Raw genomic sequence first — 19,316 nt, forward strand, 5'->3', positions numbered from 1 at the left:
CTATCCTGCCCGTTCGTATTATGAGGTCACCAGATCTTTCTGGTGGACCTCATCTTTGTGTGGTCGTAAGATAGCGGTAGCCGGGGATCGAACGTTTCTGCCCGTGGGACTTGGATCCCGAGAGCTATTCTGTTCATCCCCCCTACTTGTTCAACCATGGTTAGGCTGGTTGGGACGTTGATCCCGTATCACATGCGATAGTGTGGAAGACAAGAAGGTTAGGGGTTGCCGGTGAAAATACTACAGGAGTGATGTCATGAATCCAGTCATTGGTTTGGATGTGTCCAAGGGAGAGAGCCATGCACAAGCTTTTTTAGACCGTGGAGTACCTCATGGGAAGATCTTTAGATTTAATCATGATCTAGAGGGATTATCGTCTTTTCTTAATTATGTTAGAGCAGTGGAATCAGCTGCAGAGATGAGCCCTTGCATYGTAATGGAGGCAACAGGCCATTATCATAGCCCTGTTGTTCAGTTTCTGGATGAACACCAGTATCTGTACATCGTCATTAATCCGTTAATCTCATATGAAGCCAAAAAAACTAATTTGAGACGGGTCAAGACGGATGCTGCTGATGCCTATCAACTTGGGGCGCTGTTCTATAAAGAAGAGTTTGAACCCATCAAAAAACGGGGTCAGCATCTCATGAATTTACGCTATCTCACTCGTCAGCATGAAGCTTTAACGGGTATGTATGTTCAAGCGAAGCTRCAGTTTCAGGCTATTCTAGATCAGGTTTTTCCTGAATACCATGGCGTGTTCGGTGACCTCTATTCGAAAGTTTCGCTTCGATTTCTAGCCTTACACCCGACGTCTAAAGAAGTCCTGGATATGACTGTAGAAGAGATTACAACAACAATCCAACGCCTTACAGGACGCGGTAGATCTGCTTTATGGTGTTCGGAGCACGCTCAAATCTTAGTAGCGGCAGCAAGGCGAAATCCCTTTAAGGAGACGGCTTTTCCAAGTCATTTGATCTCCATACAGCTGCTCATCAAATTGCTTCTTCAATACCAGGACCATCTAGCAGACCTTGATAAATCGATAGAGACCCTGGCTGAAGAGTTACTTGAATATGATTTAATCCAATCGATACCCGGTATCGGCACTAAAATTGCTGCAACAATTTTGGCTGAGATTGGRGAAATCGATCGGTTCGATCACGCAAAGAAGCTGGTGGCCTTTGCTGGTGTTGATCCCAGTGTATTTGCTTCAGGTAGGTTTGTGGCAACCCAAAATAGAATCACGAAACATGGCTCCAGAAGGCTTCGTACAGCCCTGTATCAAGCTGTGCGATGTGGTATTTGTAGAAATAGAAACAAGAAATTAAGAGCTTACTACGATAAAAAGCGTGCTGAAGGAAAGCTGTTCAAAGTAGCGGTAATTGCTTGTGTAAACAAACTCATCCACTGGATTTTTGCCATCTTGACTTCAAAAGAAGCATTTCGGCTAGAATGAGAAGCATGAATTAGAAAAAGATGAAATATATTCCTGTGCCGAAGGGGACGGTTATTTGTCATATCTTTTTTTAAGTATACCACTCCTGGAATCGGCCATTAATAATTAAATATTGACAAGCTATTAGCTGGAATAGCATAGCGAGGCTGCCGGATCGTGCCAGCTGCCGCGGTGTCCATATTCAACTATCGTACCCGTTAGTTTAACNCCGAAGGGGACGGTTATTTGTCATATCTTTTTTTAAGTATACCACTCCTGGAATCGGCCATTAATAATTAAATATTGACAAGCTATTAGCTGGAATAGCTTAATGCCATCGATAGTCTAAAACTTTATCGCTCGCAGGCTACACCGTCGCCGTCCCGATCTAACTTTTTAGAGTAACCAGGATCACCTCGATGGAGCGGAGCTTTATCGGCTTCGCGTACAGCTGTACAATTCGCATAATAGATATCCTGTTCTACAGTTGCTTTTAGATCGTCTGTTGGTTGTGCTGTAGAAGTCGGTGTTGCTGGTTGACTCTTTTGATTTACTGGCAAGTCCAATCCAGCTAATATACTACAATGGTAATACAAATGCTGCACACTTAGTCCTTTCATAGCTACTTTCTTGTGAGATACTAAAATTCTTATCTAAATCATGCCACTGAGCTCAAAAGCTGTTTTGTAATTCTAACGGAAAAGAGATCGTGCAGATCGTGCCTTTGCCTTTTTCACTTTCATAAATTATGCTTCCCTTCATCGCCTCAATGAATCGTACTGCAACAGAGGTACCGAGCCCTGTCCCACTTTCTTTCGTTGTATAGAACAGTGTCCCGATTCGCTGGATCTCTTCTGGGGTCATCCCTTTGCCTTTGTCAATTATTTTCAGTTCAACTCGATCACCTTTTAATGCCAGTTTTATTTGTACCACTGCCTTTTCCGTTGAAGCTTCTACTGCGTTTTTAATTACGTTGACTAATGCTTGCTGCAGTTGACCGCGATCGGTATGCATATAAATTTGCTGTTCCACTTGGCTATCGAACTGTATTCCTTTGTAACTTGCCAATGGCGTTAACAGTATAGTGATATTCTCGATTAAATCAGATAAAGAAAACTTTTCGAATTTTGTCAATTTTGGTTTTGAAAAGTTCAGATAATCAGTAATGATTACCTCTGCTCGTGCAAGCTCATCTAATGCAATTTGTAAATAATTTCGATTTTTGCCCTCGACGATTGTTGCACTCATGAGTTGTAAAAAGCCTTGAACAACGGTCAACGGATTGCGGATCTCATGTGCAATGGATGCGGCAACTTCACCTAATGTCTTTAGCTTTTCTGCACGTTGAATTTCCTCTTTCATTATAGCTCGTTCAAAGTTAAATTCCTGAAGCGTGCAAGATAACCAAGTCCCTAATGTTTGAATTAATCCAAAAAACAAGACTGCCCAGATGGGCTCAAAATCCAAGGGCTTTTCAACTTGTTTGAGGAGTGTATATGAAATTAGAATAAGCAGCATAACAAAAGAGGGGATTATGGAAATGAGGACCACTGCTCTTATTCGCCGGCGCCCGGTTAATCGAGCGATTTTTTTGGCAAATAATAAAGGCCCCAAAAACGCCAACGTAATGCTTACAAATCCAAACAATATCGCATTTCCGCCTAAATAAGTCCGGGTAGCCAAAATCATTAGGTAATTAATAAAACCGGCAATCGGTCCACCGTACACCGTAGAAATCACAAGTGGGACATACCGGAGATCCCAGTATAAATCTAGTGCGTAGTATGAGAAAATCAAGCAAAATGAAGATGAAATCCCTTGCAAAAGACCTATCGTATAAGGAGATTTGGAGTACCGCCAACGGTCACCAAAAGCTGTTAAGACTAAAACTGGAGCTAAGACGATAAGGACGTTAAGAAATAATTTTTCTAGTAACATAACCTTGTGCGAACCCCCCCTTATTAAATGATTTATAAATCAGAATATGTAAGTGTTATCTATGGGCAACACTACCAATTATTAATTCTTTATCGCTGTGTGATTTCCTCTTTTATTACGTATTACTGCCACTTAGCGAAGAAAGCTGCCGATTTGATATCGGCAGCCTTCTGATGATTTTTGAGCTAAAGTGTCCCGTCAGCTTAACTTAACAACTAAATTTTAGGATTTGGTCCATATTGATTAGCATTTTTTTGACTATCCTGACAAGCAAATACTATGAAGATAATGACACCAATTAAGGGAATCAGTACAATTAAGTTCCACCATCCACTTTTTCCTGTATCATGTAGTCGACGAGCAGCAACTGCTAAGGACGGTAAAAAGGTGGATAAATAATAAAGTCCAGATATTACTGGAGGCAGATTGGCGATTGACTCCAATATTAAAATTAAAATGTAAATCATGCTATAGAATAGCATAAACATCCAGTATTCCTTACGACTAGCTCTTCCTTGAAATCCCGCATAATTCTTTAACGCTTTCAAATACCATACCATTTCTATACTTCCCCTACCGTAAATATATTTTGATTGAGTTGAGTTTATCATGAAGAGACTGCGACATATACAAACAAATTATTCCACTAACCTGCCCGTTAGCTTAACGCCGCCTTAAAATTTCCGATTCAAGCGTTTTTGTTCTTGAGAACTTGATATAGTTTTGCTTTAGACACGCCGGTCTGCTCGGTTATTTCTTTTATGGTATATTTCCGACTGTCATACAGAAGTAACGCCATTTCAACTTTGCTCTTATCCAATAGCGGTCTTCCTCCTTTTCTACCTCGAGCCCGAGCGGCTTGTAAGCCGGCCTGGGTTCTCTCTTGAATCGTCTCTGCCTCCATTTCAGCCAAGCCAGCCATAATAGCAAAAAAAAGCTTGCCTGCCGGCGTGCTGGTATCTACTCCCAGTGTGATGATCTGCAGGCTGATTCCTCTTTCCTTAAGATCATGCGAAAGTTCGATTAACTGCTTAGTCGTCCGACCAAGGCGATCCAATTTCCAGATGACTAATGTATCTCCGGAACGCAAGTACTCTAAGCAGCGAGCTAACTCGGGTCGATCACTTTTCTTCCCGGAGACCTTTTCCTCGAAAATACGTTCACATCCGGATACCTTTAAAGAATCGATTTGTAAATCCATGGACTAATCGGCAGTCGAAACACGTGCATACCCAATTTTAGCCAATTTAAAATCCCTTTTGTCTATTAAACCTTCGATTTGTATATTTAATACACCTTGAATAATAGACGATTTAATAGACTGAAACAATGATCATTTTAGGGCATTTTAAGTTAATGTTTATAAAGTCTAAAAAACGATCGTTTATTAGACAGCAGGCAACCACAAGATTCAATACATAACTTTTTATATCAAAAAAACCAAAAATATGACTGGTTTAAAGCTTATAGTTCAACTATCATACTCCGTTAGTAGAAAATTAAAAAATCCAACATCTTGACGAAATATATACGCTAAGCATATCCCCTAAACAACAAAACATCTCTCTTCAGTAACTAATGAAGAGAGATGTTTTGTTTGATCATTCATTCGTCAATTTATTTGGCTTTCTTTCGATTTATTACCATAATAATAATAACATTAATCGTAAAAATTACCCCAAAACAAACGCAATACATAATAAATTGAACAAGTTGTGCAAGTCCATCAGATACACTTAACCAGAACCATAGCGTTCCTAGCGATAATAATGCGAAATTTATGACTGTCGTAATGAATAATGTCTTTTTTATGTTATTGTTTTTTATAAACTTCATACTAAAGATAATCGTAGCTATTAGAGATATGATCATGGGCAAAAATAGTGAAATAAAATCGATAAGATCGTTAATATTGTTAATATCGATGTTGATCACCTCTTGATATGAATGTGCATCATTTGTTTAATTTGGAGTCACAGGCCTTTAATTCCTTTTTATATCCACTAACGAAAACCCCGTTTGCGTAGTAAAGGCTACCGCGTCGAAAATGTTCGTAGCCTTCTCCTGATGTTTATTGAGCTCTCGTGTCCCGTTTAGCTGAATGAAAAAATATTCAGTTTTTTCTCTCTGCTCACTCCTGGTCGTTAAATGCAAAAGAGTTAAATATTGAAGAGAGACTTAACATATTTAATTAATCGATCGATTATCCAACCAATTAGAAACCAAAAAAATAAAGTTAAAATATAAAATAGAGGAGCATGATTAAAAGCAAAGTGTTGATCTACTAAAAGGAAGGGGGGGCTAGTATAGTAAGCTAATAAGCCTTTGTCATCAAATTCTGTTTTTGCATCTAACCCAGTCAAATGAAAAAAAATGATTAATAGAGATATAAGTGGTAACCAAAAACTAAATTTTCTAAACAATTTTTTACACCTCAATCAATGATAGTATCAGCAAACAAAAGCTGATTTTATTGATAAATTCACTGAATAGACCTCCGTTTATATATGTAGGACTCCATCCCAATGAAAAAAGTATAACATCATGATTTAAGAGGAAATAGTACTAAATATTCGTAGTACCTCATCCGAGTTTATTGAACTACCCTGCCCGTTACTTTAACAAACGAAAAAGGAGCTGCGCATAGCAACTCCTCCACTATCGTACCCGTTAGCTCAATGAAGAACTAAAGAACTGTATGGTCATTGGGATAGAATTAATTTATTTATTTTTCTCCAACAATCCCTTCAGTTCATCAGAAATCGGTACAAAATCAACACCATTTCCTACATCCGCGGCATTACCATTTTCGTAATAACTGAATTGGAATATAATTGGACCTTCTCCTTCTTTTTCAGAAGTCAAATGTCTAATAACCACCCGTTTTTCTTTACCCATTTCCTTATTGCGCTTATAAAAGCCCGATTGAGATAGAATGGTTTCTTTATTTTTTTTCAATTCCTTTAAAATAAAATGAATCTCTTTATTGTCATTTACTATCGAGGTTATTGTCCACCCATTATCTTCAAATGAAAAGTATTCAATCTGAGCTGGGTATTTATAAATACTCCAGTCATTACTTGTTATTTTATCCTGCTCAAATAAGATGGGATTGAAAATAAATTTTTGATTGATCAAAATAAAACTAAATATCAAGACAACAATTAAAATAGCAGTTATACCAATTCTTCTTCTCAAATTGACCCCCTAATACATCCATTAATGTCGGTTTTGAGCTATCGTACCCGGTTAGCGTAATGACCAATACGTATTTGTTAGCGTTGATCATCCTGTAACCGTTTATCTTCATATTCCTTAATCAAATCAATATATATGCCGTTGATCTTTAGATCTTGATGAGTTTCGTCTTCGTTAGTGTAACAATGATTGAGAATTGTTGTTTTTATTAAAAAGAAGGTTTGCAAATAAGAATACAATAAATGAGACGCCTTGAGAATTGTTGTTTTTATTAAAAAGAAGGTTTGCAAATAAGAATACAATAAATGAGACGCCTACAAAAATAAATAGATCCAACCAAAGGTATTCAGTTATTAAGTAAAATTTAAAAGTTTCTGGGAAGTATTGAATTACGGGAGCGAATTCGCTTTGTTCGAGTTCTTTGATAGTTTTTTGGACTTCTTTGCGATGATATGACGCTTCTATTAGGTACATGCAAACTCCTATCAAAATTGAAAAAATTAGACTTCTCTTGATAGCTTTCATTGTTATTCCTCCCCAAAATGAATCTTTCATTTAAGACGCTTGCTCTGGACCAAAGTTGCGTTAATCTGCCCGTTAGCCATCCATGCCGCTCACGCGACACCACAGNTTATTCCTCCCCAAAATGAATCTTTCATTTAAGACGCTTGCTCTGGACCAAAGTTGCGTTAATCTGCCCGTTAGCCATCCATGCCGCTCACGCGACACCACAGATTATGGAAGTAATTACGTTCTTCCATTGGAGTTGAGAAGACGGCAGCCACTTCACCGGCTGCCGTCTCTTCGTGCTTATTGTGCTATCGTACCCGTTAGTTCAATAATATATGGTTTAGCATTGTGAGTATATTTCATTAAATAAGAGATACAAGTTTTTCCCCACGTTTTAAATACTTGGTTAGATGTTCTTTTAGGAGTAAATCTTCATTATTCTTTATTAAATTTATTGTTTGAGCAGTAAAATTCCAATTTAAACAACCTGATAACCATAGCAATGAAGGGAGTCTGCTAAAATCACTTTGATTAAGAATTTCTTTTGCCTCATAACCGCGTAAGACAGCCTTTCCAAGAGCAGGAGACATTTCATGGGAGCCTATTCCTTGAGGTCGTGAATACCATTTTATTAGCCATGCTAAACCCTCTACTCTATCCGTGTAAGTGATTGACTCAAAATCAACGATTCCAATGATTTCACCGATACTATCCCACAGTATATTTAGATTGTTTAGGTCACTTTGAACTATGAACTCCAATGATTCAGATTTGGCTATTTCTATATGATATTCTACAAGATATATGTAGTTTTGTAACAATTCGTCTGTTCTTGCCGTAAACTTGATTGAGTCTAATTCTCTACGAATCATTCCAAGAAATTGTTCTGAACCATAAACATGGGATTCTTTTGTAAAGACCTCACTTTTAAATTTTACTGATATGTCGTGGATCTTTCGTGCCAGTTTACTAAATTTTTCTGATACGGACTCAGTACAATGAGTAATTTATTCACCTTCTATCCACTCAAACAATATGAATCTCCATTCCTTTTCCCCATCATTAACCAAAGTAAATGGTTCATTATAAACAGTTGATCGATGTTTCATAAAAGGAATTCCAGATTCACGTAGATAATTGCAATATTTAATTTGTTCTGTAAGAACTTCATCCGTTAATTTAACAAATACGTTACTTTCATATCGCTTATGGCTAATAAATCTTGCTGAGAACGACTTTTCTTTTAAATGAATTTTTAAATGTAAATCCCCATGCCAAGTATTTGATTGAAGCTCTTTTTCGACAACCAAATCTTCAGGATTATATCCATATTGCTTTACTGCCAGTTGAAGTAACTTAATGTTATCCATAACTGAAACACCTTCCTCAGCTTTTGCTAACTTAGTTTTACATTACCATAACTTGCTAGTTCTGCTAAGGTGTTACTCACTAAACTGCCTGTTATCATTGCACTATCGTACCCGTTAGCGTAATGGGACTACCAGTAAAATACAAATTAGTTGTATGCCTCTGGAGATACATCTCCTCCCTCTTTAACAAATTTAACATTAGTAGGAGATACTTCATATATCCTGTAATGGCGAAATTCCCCTTTATTCCAATATTCAGTCAGAGTAACTATGAAGACATCCTCTCCTTTTTTTGCCGCTGAAGATTCAAATTCGCCTTGTACCGTTATTCCAGGTGCCTTTCCGCCTCCATGTATTATTCCTTTGACCTTACCAGATTTATTAGGGTATTCGCTCTTTTCAGAAACAACCTTCGCAATAGCATCATCCCCTGAAAACCCTTCTTTTTTATCCCGCATAAACGAACAGCCTGACATGACTGAAATCGCTAACACTAATAGGATTATTCTTTTTATATGCCACTCCTCCTCTGCGGTAGTTGTCTCATTTTAGACTATAGATAATACCCAGTTCATTTATTATTAACAATTGATGCGCTCGGAAATATAAACGTAAAAGATTAATTTTTGTTGCGCTAACCTGCCAGTTAGCTGAACAGGCTCCCGAACAGCTTGGTGTCATTGCACTATCGTACCCGTAGCACTTATAGGAGATTAAATCCCTTTTTAGTTGTTGCACCAGCCTCGCCTTTTTTTGCAGTATCTTGATCTAGTTTTGGAACTACATAACCCTCTTCTTATAAAAGGCTCAGCCTTCTTTAAAAACGATTTTTGCTGGGTCTAATTTTCTATTGTCTTTTTTCGGTTTTGAGCGGTTTTTATTTTCATAGGAGCTCAATGAGTCTCCATATTTCTTTTTCCAGTTATCGCTCCACTCTTCATAACTCAATCCTGTTGGGCGTTAACCTTTTGAACGCCCTATGCCTGTTGAAAAGTTATTAGTTCCGTTCTTTCAGATACAATTTGCTCAATAGTGTCAATCAATGTACTACCCAATTTTGAAATGAAAGCGAGATTCTTGATTACTGACCGCATTGGTGATCCTGAAAATAAAGATGATCGGCCTTCTAGAAAATATTATAAACATGCAACTTTTTATGGAAAATTACGTCATTTGAAGTAGAAATGAAGAAGATCGAAATAGGGAGGTCTTACAATTGAAAAAATGGATGCAAACAACAGTTGCTTCGCTTTCCATTGTTGGAATNGTCATTTGAAGTAGAAATGAAGAAGATCGAAATAGGGAGGTCTTACAATTGAAAAAATGGATGCAAACAACAGTTGCTTCGCTTTCCATTGTTGGAATGCTGGCATCAGGATCGGCTATCTCCGCTGCGCCGCAAAAACCAATATTGGTTTATATTGATGGCGCGCTGCAGGAGAATGTGCTAACAGTAAACGAAAGGACAATGATACAGCTAAAATCTTTTAAAGATCCTGTAAAACTAATGTATTCCTATGAACAGGCTACGAAAACGATAATAATAATTAATAAAGAAAAGAAATTGACCGTACGCCTTAATGGTGGAGCCAAAACAGCCCTGGTTAACGGTAAAAGCGTTAAGCTGGATGCCCCTGTAACGATTAAAGATGGTAGAACTTATCTTCCTCTGCGTTTTCTCTCAGAAACACTGGGGGGAACAGTGAAATACAGCAGTACGGATAAGACTGTAATTGTGCGGACTCCTTCTGGYCATGAGCGCTTCAAAATACTCATGAGCGGAGATTTAGTAAAAGCTCGTGAAATTGCAATTCATTATCCAGCAACGTATGCGGMTAAACAAATTGAAGCATCAGGAGAAGGATTCACTTTTTCTTATACTTTTCCAAAGGGAGAAGCGCTGCGTTTTGAAGTAGAGTATAAAGGATTAATTAATTATACCGAAATTAATCAGGATGGAATTGCGGTTGTGACATGGCAAAATGATTCTATGGGAAGGAATGGAGAAGTGGGCAAGAGGCATGAGGCCTTTGGCGAATCCGTCTTTTTCACTCATAATTTTATGATTGAAAAAAATTTCTACGGAACGATCGATAGTAAAGGTACAAGTACYGAGCTTGRCTTTAACGACTACCATTTGAACGAAGAGTTCACTGATGTCATTATCGTACCAATCGAGGGTGAAGTCCGGACTGATCAAAATACATAAAATGTAACAAATCAGCTTGATTAAAATAAAAAAANCTTTAACGACTACCATTTGAACGAAGAGTTCACTGATGTCATTATCGTACCAATCGAGGGTGAAGTCCGGACTGATCAAAATACATAAAATGTAACAAATCAGCTTGATTAAAATAAAAAAACGTTTAGGATACGAGAATAGTGTCCTAGACTGCCGAACTATCGTTTCCGTTAGTTTAAGCAGAAATGATTTTTCAGATCAGCTAATTTTGCAAACCTTTTGTCGTAACTTTGTCGTTCCAAAAGGTTATTTAACCAAAATAATGCTCTTTGTTTTTCCCCGTTTTCAAGAAATGTTTCAATGATTTTTTTAAAATTACTTTGATATTTGAATTGTTCATCTGATACTAATTCCAGTGATTGATGGTAACAATTTGATGCTCGTTTAATCTCCTTCATTTTTGAATATAGAATCCCCAAATAAATCAAACCACTCGCCTTTTCTTTTTTAGAAAAAGGTTGTTTTATTGCTTCTTTCATTGTTTCAATTGCTTTTTTCCTGAAAAAGAACTGCTCATATAAGGATGCCCTGTAAACATAATGCTCGTATTTTTTTAAAGGTCTGATTAACGAAAAAACAAAAAAAGCGACTGCAATTATCAATAAAATAATATTCATGCTTCTAATCCCCTTTTTTATACCTAAACAGAATCATTGTAACGTGAATTTTACACTGTTGAAACAGGTAATAACAGGGGAAGAATATGCTGATCAGACAAACGATTTATTAATCCATAGAGCAATGAGAATTTCCATACACCATCATATGAATTCAAAACAGCCCGAATATGAGGTATCAAATGATCTCCAAAATCTGCAAGTACATCCTCAATATCTTTTGCTATCGGCCAGTTCATGTCCTGTAGCCATTCAAGTAATTGAGGAATGACAAGTAATATGCTTAGATAAGACTGCAGGAGCTTACGCCGCTTGTAGTCTCGTAGAGCAACCGCTGATTAGACTATAACAGGAACAGGTCGTGAAATGACAAAACGACGATAGTTATGGTTTTTTATACGAAAGAAACCATACCACTATCCTGCCGAGTGTTGCTGCGGAACCCTTCTCGCTCAATGGTTATGTTACTTTTCCGTTTACTCCTATCCTATTAATACCCTATAATATTATAGAAACTATTACTAAAAAAATTATTTCTAACGGGGTGTTGAATGAACGCGCGCAGCAAGTTTGGTTTAGCGGTATTTATTCTGTTACTTATGATGTTCATATTTCCATTAGCCGTAGGGGCAGCTAGCGGAGATACCAAGGTTTCCAAAGTTATTGGGCAGGTGCAAGCATCCTCCATTACTGCATCGGGGGCTGAAATCTCCACAATCGTCACCAAAGGCTATACGCCAAAGCTTTATCTTGGAACGGATCCCGGGAACCTGGGCATTGGCATGGGCTACACCTCTCAATCCGGCAGCCAATATTGGTTTAAAGTTACCGGGTTAAAGCCAGGGACCACCTACTACTACCAACTAGAAGCCACCTCGGGCAAAAAAATTGAAAAAAGCGGCGTACTGTCCTTCACGACATTGTCTGAGCCGCTGATCATCACAGGCGTCCAAGCTTATTCTACCGGCACCACGTTCACGAAGTTCGAGTGGAGCACCAACCATAACGCCACTTCGGCTTTGTATTTCGGTGTGGACCCCTTAAATCTGGATCAAACAACCATGATGGTTGAGGACGGCGGTACTCTACATCTCGCCTACGCCGATCAGCTGACGCCGGGTACCACCTATTATTATCAAGTCGTGGCAAAGGACGATTACGGCAACTACGTTAAGAGCGAGGTCTATAAGTTCACGACTCTNGATCAGCTGACGCCGGGTACCACCTATTATTATCAAGTCGTGGCAAAGGACGATTACGGCAACTACGTTAAGAGCGAGGTCTATAAGTTCACGACTCTGTCTCTGTCCGATCCGCTGATCATCACAGGCGTCCAAGCTTATTCTACCGGCACCACGTTCACGAAATTCGAGTGGAGCACCAACCATAACGCCACTTCGGCTTTGTATTTCGGTGTGGACCCCTTAAATCTGGATCAAACGACCATGATGGTTGAGGACGGCGGTACTCTACATCTCGCCTACGCTGATCAGCTGACGCCGGGTACCACCTATTATTATCAAGTCGTGGCAAAGGACGATTACGGCAACTACGTTAAGAGCGAGGTCTATAAGTTCACGACTCTNCGATCAGCTGACGCCGGGTACCACCTATTATTATCAAGTCGTGGCAAAGGACGATTACGGCAACTACGTTAAGAGCGAGGTCTATAAGTTCACGACTCTGTCTCTGTCCGAGCCGCTGATCATCACAGGCGTCCAAGCCTATTCTACCGGCACCACGTTCACGAAATTCGAGTGGAGCACCAATCATAACGCCACTTCGGCTTTGTATTTCGGTGTAGACCCCTTGAATCTGGATCAAACGGCCATAACGGTTGAGGACGGCGGCACTCTGCATCTCGCCTACGCTGATCAGCTGACGCCGGGTACTACCTATTATTATCAAGTCGTGGCAAAGGACGATTACGGCAACTACGTTAAGAGCGAGGTCTATAAGTTCACAACTCTTACCGAAAATAAATAGTGACTGGATCATTGTAATGCTAAAGCACCGAGTCCGAGGAGTGTTCCCGGTTCGGTGCTTTATTGTGCTTGGTAGCCTGACAGCTTTTTAAGCAGGTTGTTTTCTTCGGCAGAGAACAGACCGAACCCACCTAGACCTGAAGAGTACATGCCAATTAGTTCAATAAAAATCGTTATAAAGTGAATCTGTTCTTAATGATTTCGGCAACTTCACGAGCAGTGATTTTCGTATTGTTTATTCTCATATAGTTTTCTTTTTTAATTTCTCCCTCTAACGAGTTCAATCGATGTTGCTCCAGTGTCTGTATCAGATCCTGTTCAGAGCGCACGATATCTCTCTTTGTTGGTTTATGTTCAAGCCTATGGGGAGTCTTGTTACGCTCTATTCTCTCCTCAAGATCGGCTTCAAGCTCAACAAAATAGACTTCCGCACCTTTATCCTCAAATATCTTACAAATTTTATTGACGTAATCCCAATCGCCCTGCAAATCGAATCCCCATACATAGGTGAATATCATTCCATACATACCACTGGCAGCGGCCGCTTCAAATATGTCCTGACGGAATTTATTCGCTAATCCCCACATTTCACGACTAAAGCCAAAATAGGGAGCCAGCAATTCAATCGTCATATGGTTGTAGAACAATTTCAAATCAGATATCTTTTCCAGTTCATGCCCCACTGTCATTTTACCTACTGCCTGCGGACCAAATATCAAAACAAATTTCATGATATCACCACTTTGGTATGATTTTCCCATAATAGTACCACAATTTTAACAAGTTTTATTGCATTAAACTGCCCGTTACTTCAACGAAATAAAAGGAGCAGCTGCCGCAGCAGTCTGCTCCTGGATCGTTCAACTCCCTCGTGTCCCGTTTAGCGTAATAAACCACGATTTGTCAGTTTACAGATAACTTAAATATCAAAGCCCATTTTGCTTTTTTCAATCGCTCCGGAGTTAAATCAATGGTTTCCCACTCATTCTTATCTGTGACCTGCATCCCCCATACGGCAACCTCGTCATTTTCTGAGACATCCAAGCTTTTATTTAGTTGGATAGTATTGCTTCCTGTATTTCTATTATCACGATCGATGTATGTAATACTTGATGCCGTACCGTTTTTATTCGCAAAAGCTGTTGTGATCTCATACAGTGGTTTACTGCCTTCAATTGAAACTGTCTTAATCGATGCAATAAATTCGCCTTCATAGTCCTTTGTCTTATCTTGTGAATCTTGCATTGAGGTGCCAATGGAACTGTATGTCTTCGTTTTCGTTCCGTTTTCCCAAAGTTCAATTTTAGCAGTAATAACATTTTTATTTCCGCCGTACTTCAATTTCACTGCACCCGACATCGTACCAAGAAAAGGTTGGAACTTCTGTGCCTCTCCGGCAAATAAATCGATTGGCTCCACGTGCAAAGCAGTTCCTTCAGCTTGTTTTGTTATTGCTGTTTCCGGTTGGTTGGATACATCCTTTGAGCATGCACACAGCATTGCAGCAATAATAAGTATCAAACCGATGAGATTTAGCTTCTGCAAAAAAATTTACTCTCCTTCTTTTCACATTGTCTAATTTCACCATTAACCAAGCCATAGTTAGAACACAATTTTTTAAGTATACTGCTAGTTAGCTTAACGCCCAGCAGTACATATGTACAAAATTTCTTATTTTATACATATGTCTGTAAATACGTTCAAACCCTTGCTACCACTGATTTTTCGTTTGGTGTCACACACTATACTACATAAATTTTGGTCGTCTAATCCGGTCGTGGTACGCGGCAAGGTGGTCGACTCCAAGCAGATCGACGGCGTTACATACGTCGCGGCGCGGGCCTACGGTGAGGCGCTCGGTGCAACGGTGACCTGGGATGTCAAGACAAATATCACAACCGTCGAGTAAAGTGAAATGCCCGCTGGCTTCGGCTGGCGGGGATTTTTGTGTTAGCTTAACGGTATAGCATCAATTACCACTATTATAGGTTTTCTTCTTAGCTCCTCAATTTCCTCGTAATCATAAGCCTCTAAATAATATACAAGTCTATCATTTGGCTGGACTATGGTGTTATATACTTGTGCGACGCCGTCCGAAACTGGCTTCGGATTTGGATCCAGAGAGCCTCCAGCATCATAAACCCAGGCCCAGATTTTTAAATCTCCTGGTGGTGGGAAAATTCTTATTGTTACCTTAAGTGGCTTGCCGCTAATGTTTGTCCAATCACCTATAGGACCATAGTCCGTAAAATAACCAATTCTCCCAATGGTACGGTACTTTGAGGTGCGGACTTCCGGATTGTAATCTCCCGGTTTCTCGTCGAGCCATAAACCAGAAGAAGCGGAAGCCGTTCCTGCGGTTATCGAAAATAGACTAAACCCAATCAACGCAGCGGCCATAAACATTTTTATTCTCTTCATCCAACACTCACTCTCCCCAAACTAAAGGTTGAGTTTATTATCCTACTTGGATAATAATTTGTTAATATGTACCAAGTACTAGTTTTTGTTGATATGTGTCAGTAGAGTTTTATTAATAAAATTTGCCGGTGAATTCTTACAGAACACGTCATTTACACTAGTGCCACGGGTACCAGTACTAAAATATATACTAAAGTACGCTGATCCTGGAGGTGCTGGTGTGCTGATGAATACTTGTCTGAGTGAGTATTCTGCCGGATTGGTAGTTAACTGATGTGTGCCTCTCCAGAGCTTAACCTTGTCCACATTGTAATACTCGAAGTACACTGTGACAGGATAAGTCGCCGAGAGTCCTTGCGCCTTCCAGTAATAAGAAGCTTGTGGTATTTGGCCAGGTAGAATTGGATAATACTTAGTCCGTTCAATTCAGCCCAATAATGATGATATGAAAATAGTCAAAGATGCCGTTTTGTCTATTAAAGATGAATCTAAATCCGCATAGTTTTTCACTATGAAGAGAGAATACACTATTTACCATATGCCAAAATCTGACTTCTGGTAGCTACAAATTGTATTCCTCAACCTGTACAGTTCGAAAACTATTCATGAGCATTAGAAACCCAAAATATACTAATAATATCTAGGTAATATGGGAACTGCTGGATGAGCAGTGCGAAGGAGTGCAGATTCATTGAAAATATGGGTGGCACGCGGCAACGACACGCTTCGAACGATCGCGAATGAACATCACATGCCACTCGGGGAGCTTCAATCAGTCAATCTGCACATCGGACATCCCGACCAGAATATAGCCGGCAAACCGGTCTATTTTCCTCCCGTCAACGTATCAGTCGAGAGCCGGGCTCCCGATCTCCCGACTTGCTCCATACCATCAGATGTTATTGAACATTGGATGCCCCTCACGCCGTTGGAACAAATGGCCGAAACCGAATATGACGTCCTCATTGTGGGCACAGGTGCGGGGGGAGGAACCGCGCTTTGGAGATTATGAGAACAGTGGCAGAATAGTGATAAACGGATTGGCATCATCGAAAAAGGGAATCTGGTCTTACCCACACATGGCCGTAACCTTCCGATGATGAACCGTTCTCGTCTCGATCAGTATTACCGCTATATATCAGAAACCTTACCAGGCTCCTATCCAGAATTTATAGGGGCAAGAGAAGTGATTGGTTTCGGGGGAAGAACGATCTTCTGGGATTTGGTCAGTTCTCGTTTTAATTTATCACTGATGCCGGATTGGCCGATCCCGGCCATTGAGATGGATACCTACTATGACATTGCAGAGCGGATCATGAATGTTACTTCCCAATATGCCAAAGGGTCTGCGTTGACGGAGATCTTGCTGAATCGTTTGCAGCTAGGCGGTTTTCCCGAATCCAGATACATACCGCTCGCCGCTGATCTGAAACCTACCGATTTTGGCATGGTTCATGCGGATGTTTTTTTCAGTTCAATTTCGCTTCTTTCAAAAGCTTCATTTATCAGACCCTTCGATTTGGCTGTAAACGCCTGTGCCGTTCAAGTTCTGGTCGACCAGGGGAAAGTCACCGGCGTTAAGGTCATATCACCGGATCAGCGCTCCTATTTGCTGAAAGCAAAAACGGTTGTTTTGTCGGCGAGTACGTATGAAACGCCACGCCTGCTGCTTCATTCGGGCATCCAAGGAAAAGCGATTGGTCGTTATATGACAAATCAAGTGTTTATGATGGCTCCCGGAAAAGTAAATCGCGGAGATTTTCCGGAAGTTCTGGGAACGCTCGCCATTTTGATCCCACCAACGAAGGAAAGGCCATTTCAGGTCCGCTTAAGCGGGCCTGCCGGTTATGATTGGTACTCGTCTCACCAAATCAGACCGCTCGTGGAAGATACGACTTTGGACATATCGATCCTTTGTTTTGGCCACGTTAACCCACGGTTTGAAAACGGGATCACCCTCAATCCGCACAAAAAAGATGAATACGGCGTTCCGGAAATCCAAATTCTCTTTTCATTTACGGAAACAGAACAAACTAACATTCGACAGATGGAGGAAGCGGTTAAGCAGATTGCTTCTGTTATTGGTGTGCAGTTGGTGCAAGATAAAATCTGCCTTATGCCTACCGGAGATTTGCATCATACTTCAGGAACGTGCCGGATGGGTAACGATCCTTCTACCTCAGTCACGAACAGGTACGGTCAAGTTCACGGCGTTTCTGGACTGTATATAGCCGACAACAGTATTTCCCCTTCCCTTGGATCCGAAAACCCGACACTCACTACCGTCGCTCTTTCCCTTCGAACAGCGGATCACATTAGTCGGATGCATTAGAAAGCGAAGTGGCACGTCACGCAACTCCACCGGCGAAGACGCTGGAGTTGTTCGGCGATTCAGCATTCATCCGGGTCGGTAAAAATCTCTTCGGCAACTCTAAGGAAGCTAATAAGGACGGAAAGCCGATCAGCCGTATCCCAACTACCCACTTGCGTTTATACCAACTTAACAGTTTGGTCACTTTGTTAATTTCATTCTTTAAGCGTTTCCTATCTATGATAGCTCTCTGAACTAAATCTGAACACAAAAAAAGGTCCCGAGGATCTTTTCCACGGAACCTTTATTTATCGGTGCTTTGCCATTGCATCCCTTAGCGTACGATACGTTTGGCGGGACCCCTATTTAGAATCTTCTTGCTCCTGAGCCAAGGGATTGTTCTGCAATTTGAATTAAAGCTCTTGTGATGTTTCCACCAATAGTACCTGCATCACGAGTAGACATATTCCCATTGTAACCATCTGGAGACCATTGAATTCCAAACTGTTGTGCTACCTCATATTTCATTTGGTCAAGTGCTGCTTGTGCCTGTGGAACGACTAAACTTTTTCTGCTCATGTATGTTCACTCCCTAGTTGGATGTGAAGTTATTTTGTGGATTGATTTGATTTTTATACCTCAATTTTTGGAGAAATTTTAAACTTTTTTGTTATCCTAAACTTTTTTTGGAACGATGATGAAATGAAGCGATAGCCGAGTGATCATGGTTCCCCTCTGCTCCCCAAAATATGATGGTTACGGAGAGACAAAGGAACGAAGAAAACCATCATATTTAAGCAATACCCCAGAGGTCTTTTTCGTCCTTGCGAGTCCATAAAAAACCCCAAGCGACAATACATACGCTATACATATGAGGGACGGTAAACCGGGGGATTAACTATTAAAGCATGATCCATGCTTTTTGGCCCAAAAAACAGATTTAAAAAGGACTGTGTTCAGGTAGCCAAAAAATAAGGCATTCAGCTTTCATTTTCTAATTGATAAAAGGAAAGATCACGAAGGAAATTCCGTGCATTTGAGAATTATATCGACGAGATGATGATTGCAATGAAACGATATAAGGGGTTCCGTACCTTAACGTCACCCATCTATTTATTCACGGCCGCAACCGAGCGTAAACCGATTCTAGTATTCCAAGACGATGAGCTAATCGGAAGTGGCGTAATCGACGAAATAAACAAGAACGTAAAAACGCCATAAAACGCCTTCTTATGTGCGCTGGACACTGCTAAATAATATTAACATAGCGACATACACATTAT

General features: G+C 40.0%; 21 protein-coding genes and 2 pseudogenes. 9 read left to right on the forward strand and 14 right to left on the reverse strand.

Features of this window, described 5'->3' with window-relative positions; genetic code table 11:
* Positions 1–256 precede the first annotated feature (256 nt).
* Complete coding sequence (locus ASG81_RS07025; protein WP_056631062.1) at positions 257–1,459, forward strand: IS110 family transposase; 1,203 nt, start codon at positions 257–259, stop codon at positions 1,457–1,459.
* A gap of 332 nt (positions 1,460–1,791) precedes the next feature.
* Here ASG81_RS07025 and ASG81_RS32540 read toward each other — a convergent pair.
* The 8 genes and pseudogenes from ASG81_RS32540 to ASG81_RS07065 form a co-directional block, all read right to left on the reverse strand.
* Positions 1,792–1,908 (reverse strand): annotated as a pseudogene (locus tag ASG81_RS32540) (excalibur calcium-binding domain-containing protein); the annotation flags it as partial.
* Between the two features lie 202 nt (positions 1,909–2,110).
* The gene (locus tag ASG81_RS07030; RefSeq protein ID WP_056631065.1) at positions 2,111–3,376 is read right to left on the reverse strand and encodes an ATP-binding protein; all 1,266 of its coding nucleotides are present in this window, start codon (positions 3,374–3,376) and stop codon (positions 2,111–2,113) included.
* A 215-nt stretch (positions 3,377–3,591) separates the two neighbouring features.
* Complete coding sequence (locus tag ASG81_RS07035; RefSeq protein WP_056631068.1) at positions 3,592–3,936, reverse strand: DUF805 domain-containing protein; 345 nt, start codon at positions 3,934–3,936, stop codon at positions 3,592–3,594.
* A gap of 128 nt (positions 3,937–4,064) precedes the next feature.
* Positions 4,065–4,577, reverse strand: a complete 513-nt coding sequence (locus tag ASG81_RS07040) for a recombinase family protein (protein WP_235548765.1) — start codon at positions 4,575–4,577, stop codon at positions 4,065–4,067.
* 1,520 nt (positions 4,578–6,097) lie between these two features.
* A complete protein-coding gene (locus ASG81_RS07050; RefSeq protein WP_056631075.1) occupies positions 6,098–6,574 on the reverse strand; it encodes a hypothetical protein in 477 nt (158 codons plus the stop codon).
* 174 nt (positions 6,575–6,748) lie between these two features.
* Positions 6,749–7,099, reverse strand: a complete 351-nt coding sequence (locus ASG81_RS07055; RefSeq protein WP_056631078.1) for a hypothetical protein — start codon at positions 7,097–7,099, stop codon at positions 6,749–6,751.
* Positions 7,100–7,446: 347 nt separating this feature from the next.
* Positions 7,447–8,454: pseudogene (locus tag ASG81_RS07060) on the reverse strand (phosphotransferase).
* 146 nt (positions 8,455–8,600) lie between these two features.
* Positions 8,601–8,912, reverse strand: coding sequence for a hypothetical protein (locus tag ASG81_RS07065; protein WP_155971295.1), 312 nt, complete (start codon positions 8,910–8,912; stop codon positions 8,601–8,603).
* A gap of 857 nt (positions 8,913–9,769) precedes the next feature.
* Between ASG81_RS07065 and ASG81_RS07070 the strand changes: the two genes are divergently transcribed.
* Positions 9,770–10,663, forward strand: coding sequence for a copper amine oxidase N-terminal domain-containing protein (locus ASG81_RS07070; RefSeq protein ID WP_056631083.1), 894 nt, complete (start codon positions 9,770–9,772; stop codon positions 10,661–10,663).
* Positions 10,664–10,869: 206 nt separating this feature from the next.
* Here ASG81_RS07070 and ASG81_RS07075 read toward each other — a convergent pair whose 3' ends face one another.
* A complete protein-coding gene (locus ASG81_RS07075) occupies positions 10,870–11,316 on the reverse strand; it encodes a preprotein translocase subunit YajC (protein WP_056631088.1) in 447 nt (148 codons plus the stop codon).
* A 50-nt stretch (positions 11,317–11,366) separates the two neighbouring features.
* Positions 11,367–11,615, reverse strand: a complete 249-nt coding sequence (locus ASG81_RS33830; protein ID WP_442952822.1) for a DUF5071 domain-containing protein — start codon at positions 11,613–11,615, stop codon at positions 11,367–11,369.
* Between the two features lie 483 nt (positions 11,616–12,098).
* On the opposite strand from ASG81_RS33830, the gene ASG81_RS33835 reads away from it, so the two are divergent.
* The 3 genes from ASG81_RS33835 to ASG81_RS33845 form a co-directional block, all read left to right on the forward strand.
* The coding region (locus tag ASG81_RS33835; protein ID WP_442952823.1) for a fibronectin type III domain-containing protein at positions 12,099–12,517 on the forward strand (419 nt) is incomplete at its 3' end.
* Positions 12,518–12,557: 40 nt separating this feature from the next.
* A partial coding sequence (locus ASG81_RS33840) for a fibronectin type III domain-containing protein (RefSeq protein WP_442952824.1) occupies positions 12,558–12,901 on the forward strand: 344 nt, incomplete at its 3' end.
* Between the two features lie 41 nt (positions 12,902–12,942).
* Positions 12,943–13,302 carry a fibronectin type III domain-containing protein gene (locus ASG81_RS33845; protein WP_056631094.1) on the forward strand — a complete coding sequence of 120 codons (360 nt, stop codon included), beginning with the start codon at positions 12,943–12,945 and terminating at the stop codon, positions 13,300–13,302.
* Positions 13,303–13,474: 172 nt separating this feature from the next.
* On the opposite strand, the gene ASG81_RS07090 is transcribed toward ASG81_RS33845, so the two are convergent.
* Complete coding sequence (locus ASG81_RS07090; RefSeq protein ID WP_056631098.1) at positions 13,475–14,032, reverse strand: AAA family ATPase; 558 nt, start codon at positions 14,030–14,032, stop codon at positions 13,475–13,477.
* 172 nt (positions 14,033–14,204) lie between these two features.
* Positions 14,205–14,846 (reverse strand): hypothetical protein, encoded by a 642-nt coding sequence (locus ASG81_RS07095; protein ID WP_056631101.1) that lies wholly within the window; start codon positions 14,844–14,846, stop codon positions 14,205–14,207.
* Between the two features lie 187 nt (positions 14,847–15,033).
* Between ASG81_RS07095 and ASG81_RS29635 the strand changes: the two genes are divergently transcribed.
* Positions 15,034–15,210, forward strand: a complete 177-nt coding sequence (locus ASG81_RS29635) for a stalk domain-containing protein (RefSeq protein WP_235548766.1) — start codon at positions 15,034–15,036, stop codon at positions 15,208–15,210.
* Positions 15,211–15,251: 41 nt separating this feature from the next.
* On the opposite strand, the gene ASG81_RS07100 is transcribed toward ASG81_RS29635, so the two are convergent.
* Positions 15,252–15,722, reverse strand: a complete 471-nt coding sequence (locus ASG81_RS07100) for a hypothetical protein (RefSeq protein ID WP_056631103.1) — start codon at positions 15,720–15,722, stop codon at positions 15,252–15,254.
* A 691-nt stretch (positions 15,723–16,413) separates the two neighbouring features.
* Between ASG81_RS07100 and ASG81_RS32545 the strand changes: the two genes are divergently transcribed.
* Entirely contained in the window at positions 16,414–16,734 is a 321-nt protein-coding gene (locus tag ASG81_RS32545) for a hypothetical protein (RefSeq protein ID WP_235548767.1), read from the forward strand.
* Between the two features lie 174 nt (positions 16,735–16,908).
* Complete coding sequence (locus ASG81_RS07105) at positions 16,909–18,054, forward strand: GMC oxidoreductase (RefSeq protein ID WP_235548768.1); 1,146 nt, start codon at positions 16,909–16,911, stop codon at positions 18,052–18,054.
* A gap of 345 nt (positions 18,055–18,399) precedes the next feature.
* Here the strand turns inward: ASG81_RS07105 and ASG81_RS07110 are convergent, their stop codons facing one another.
* A complete protein-coding gene (locus ASG81_RS07110) occupies positions 18,400–18,612 on the reverse strand; it encodes an alpha/beta-type small acid-soluble spore protein (protein ID WP_056631105.1) in 213 nt (70 codons plus the stop codon).
* Positions 18,613–19,101: 489 nt separating this feature from the next.
* On the opposite strand from ASG81_RS07110, the gene ASG81_RS31875 reads away from it, so the two are divergent.
* Positions 19,102–19,254 carry a hypothetical protein gene (locus ASG81_RS31875; protein WP_235548769.1) on the forward strand — a complete coding sequence of 51 codons (153 nt, stop codon included), beginning with the start codon at positions 19,102–19,104 and terminating at the stop codon, positions 19,252–19,254.
* Positions 19,255–19,316: the final 62 nt, after the last annotated feature.

Source organism: Paenibacillus sp. Soil522 (assembly GCF_001428245.1).
Taxonomy (GTDB): Bacteria; Bacillota; Bacilli; order Paenibacillales; family Paenibacillaceae; genus Pristimantibacillus.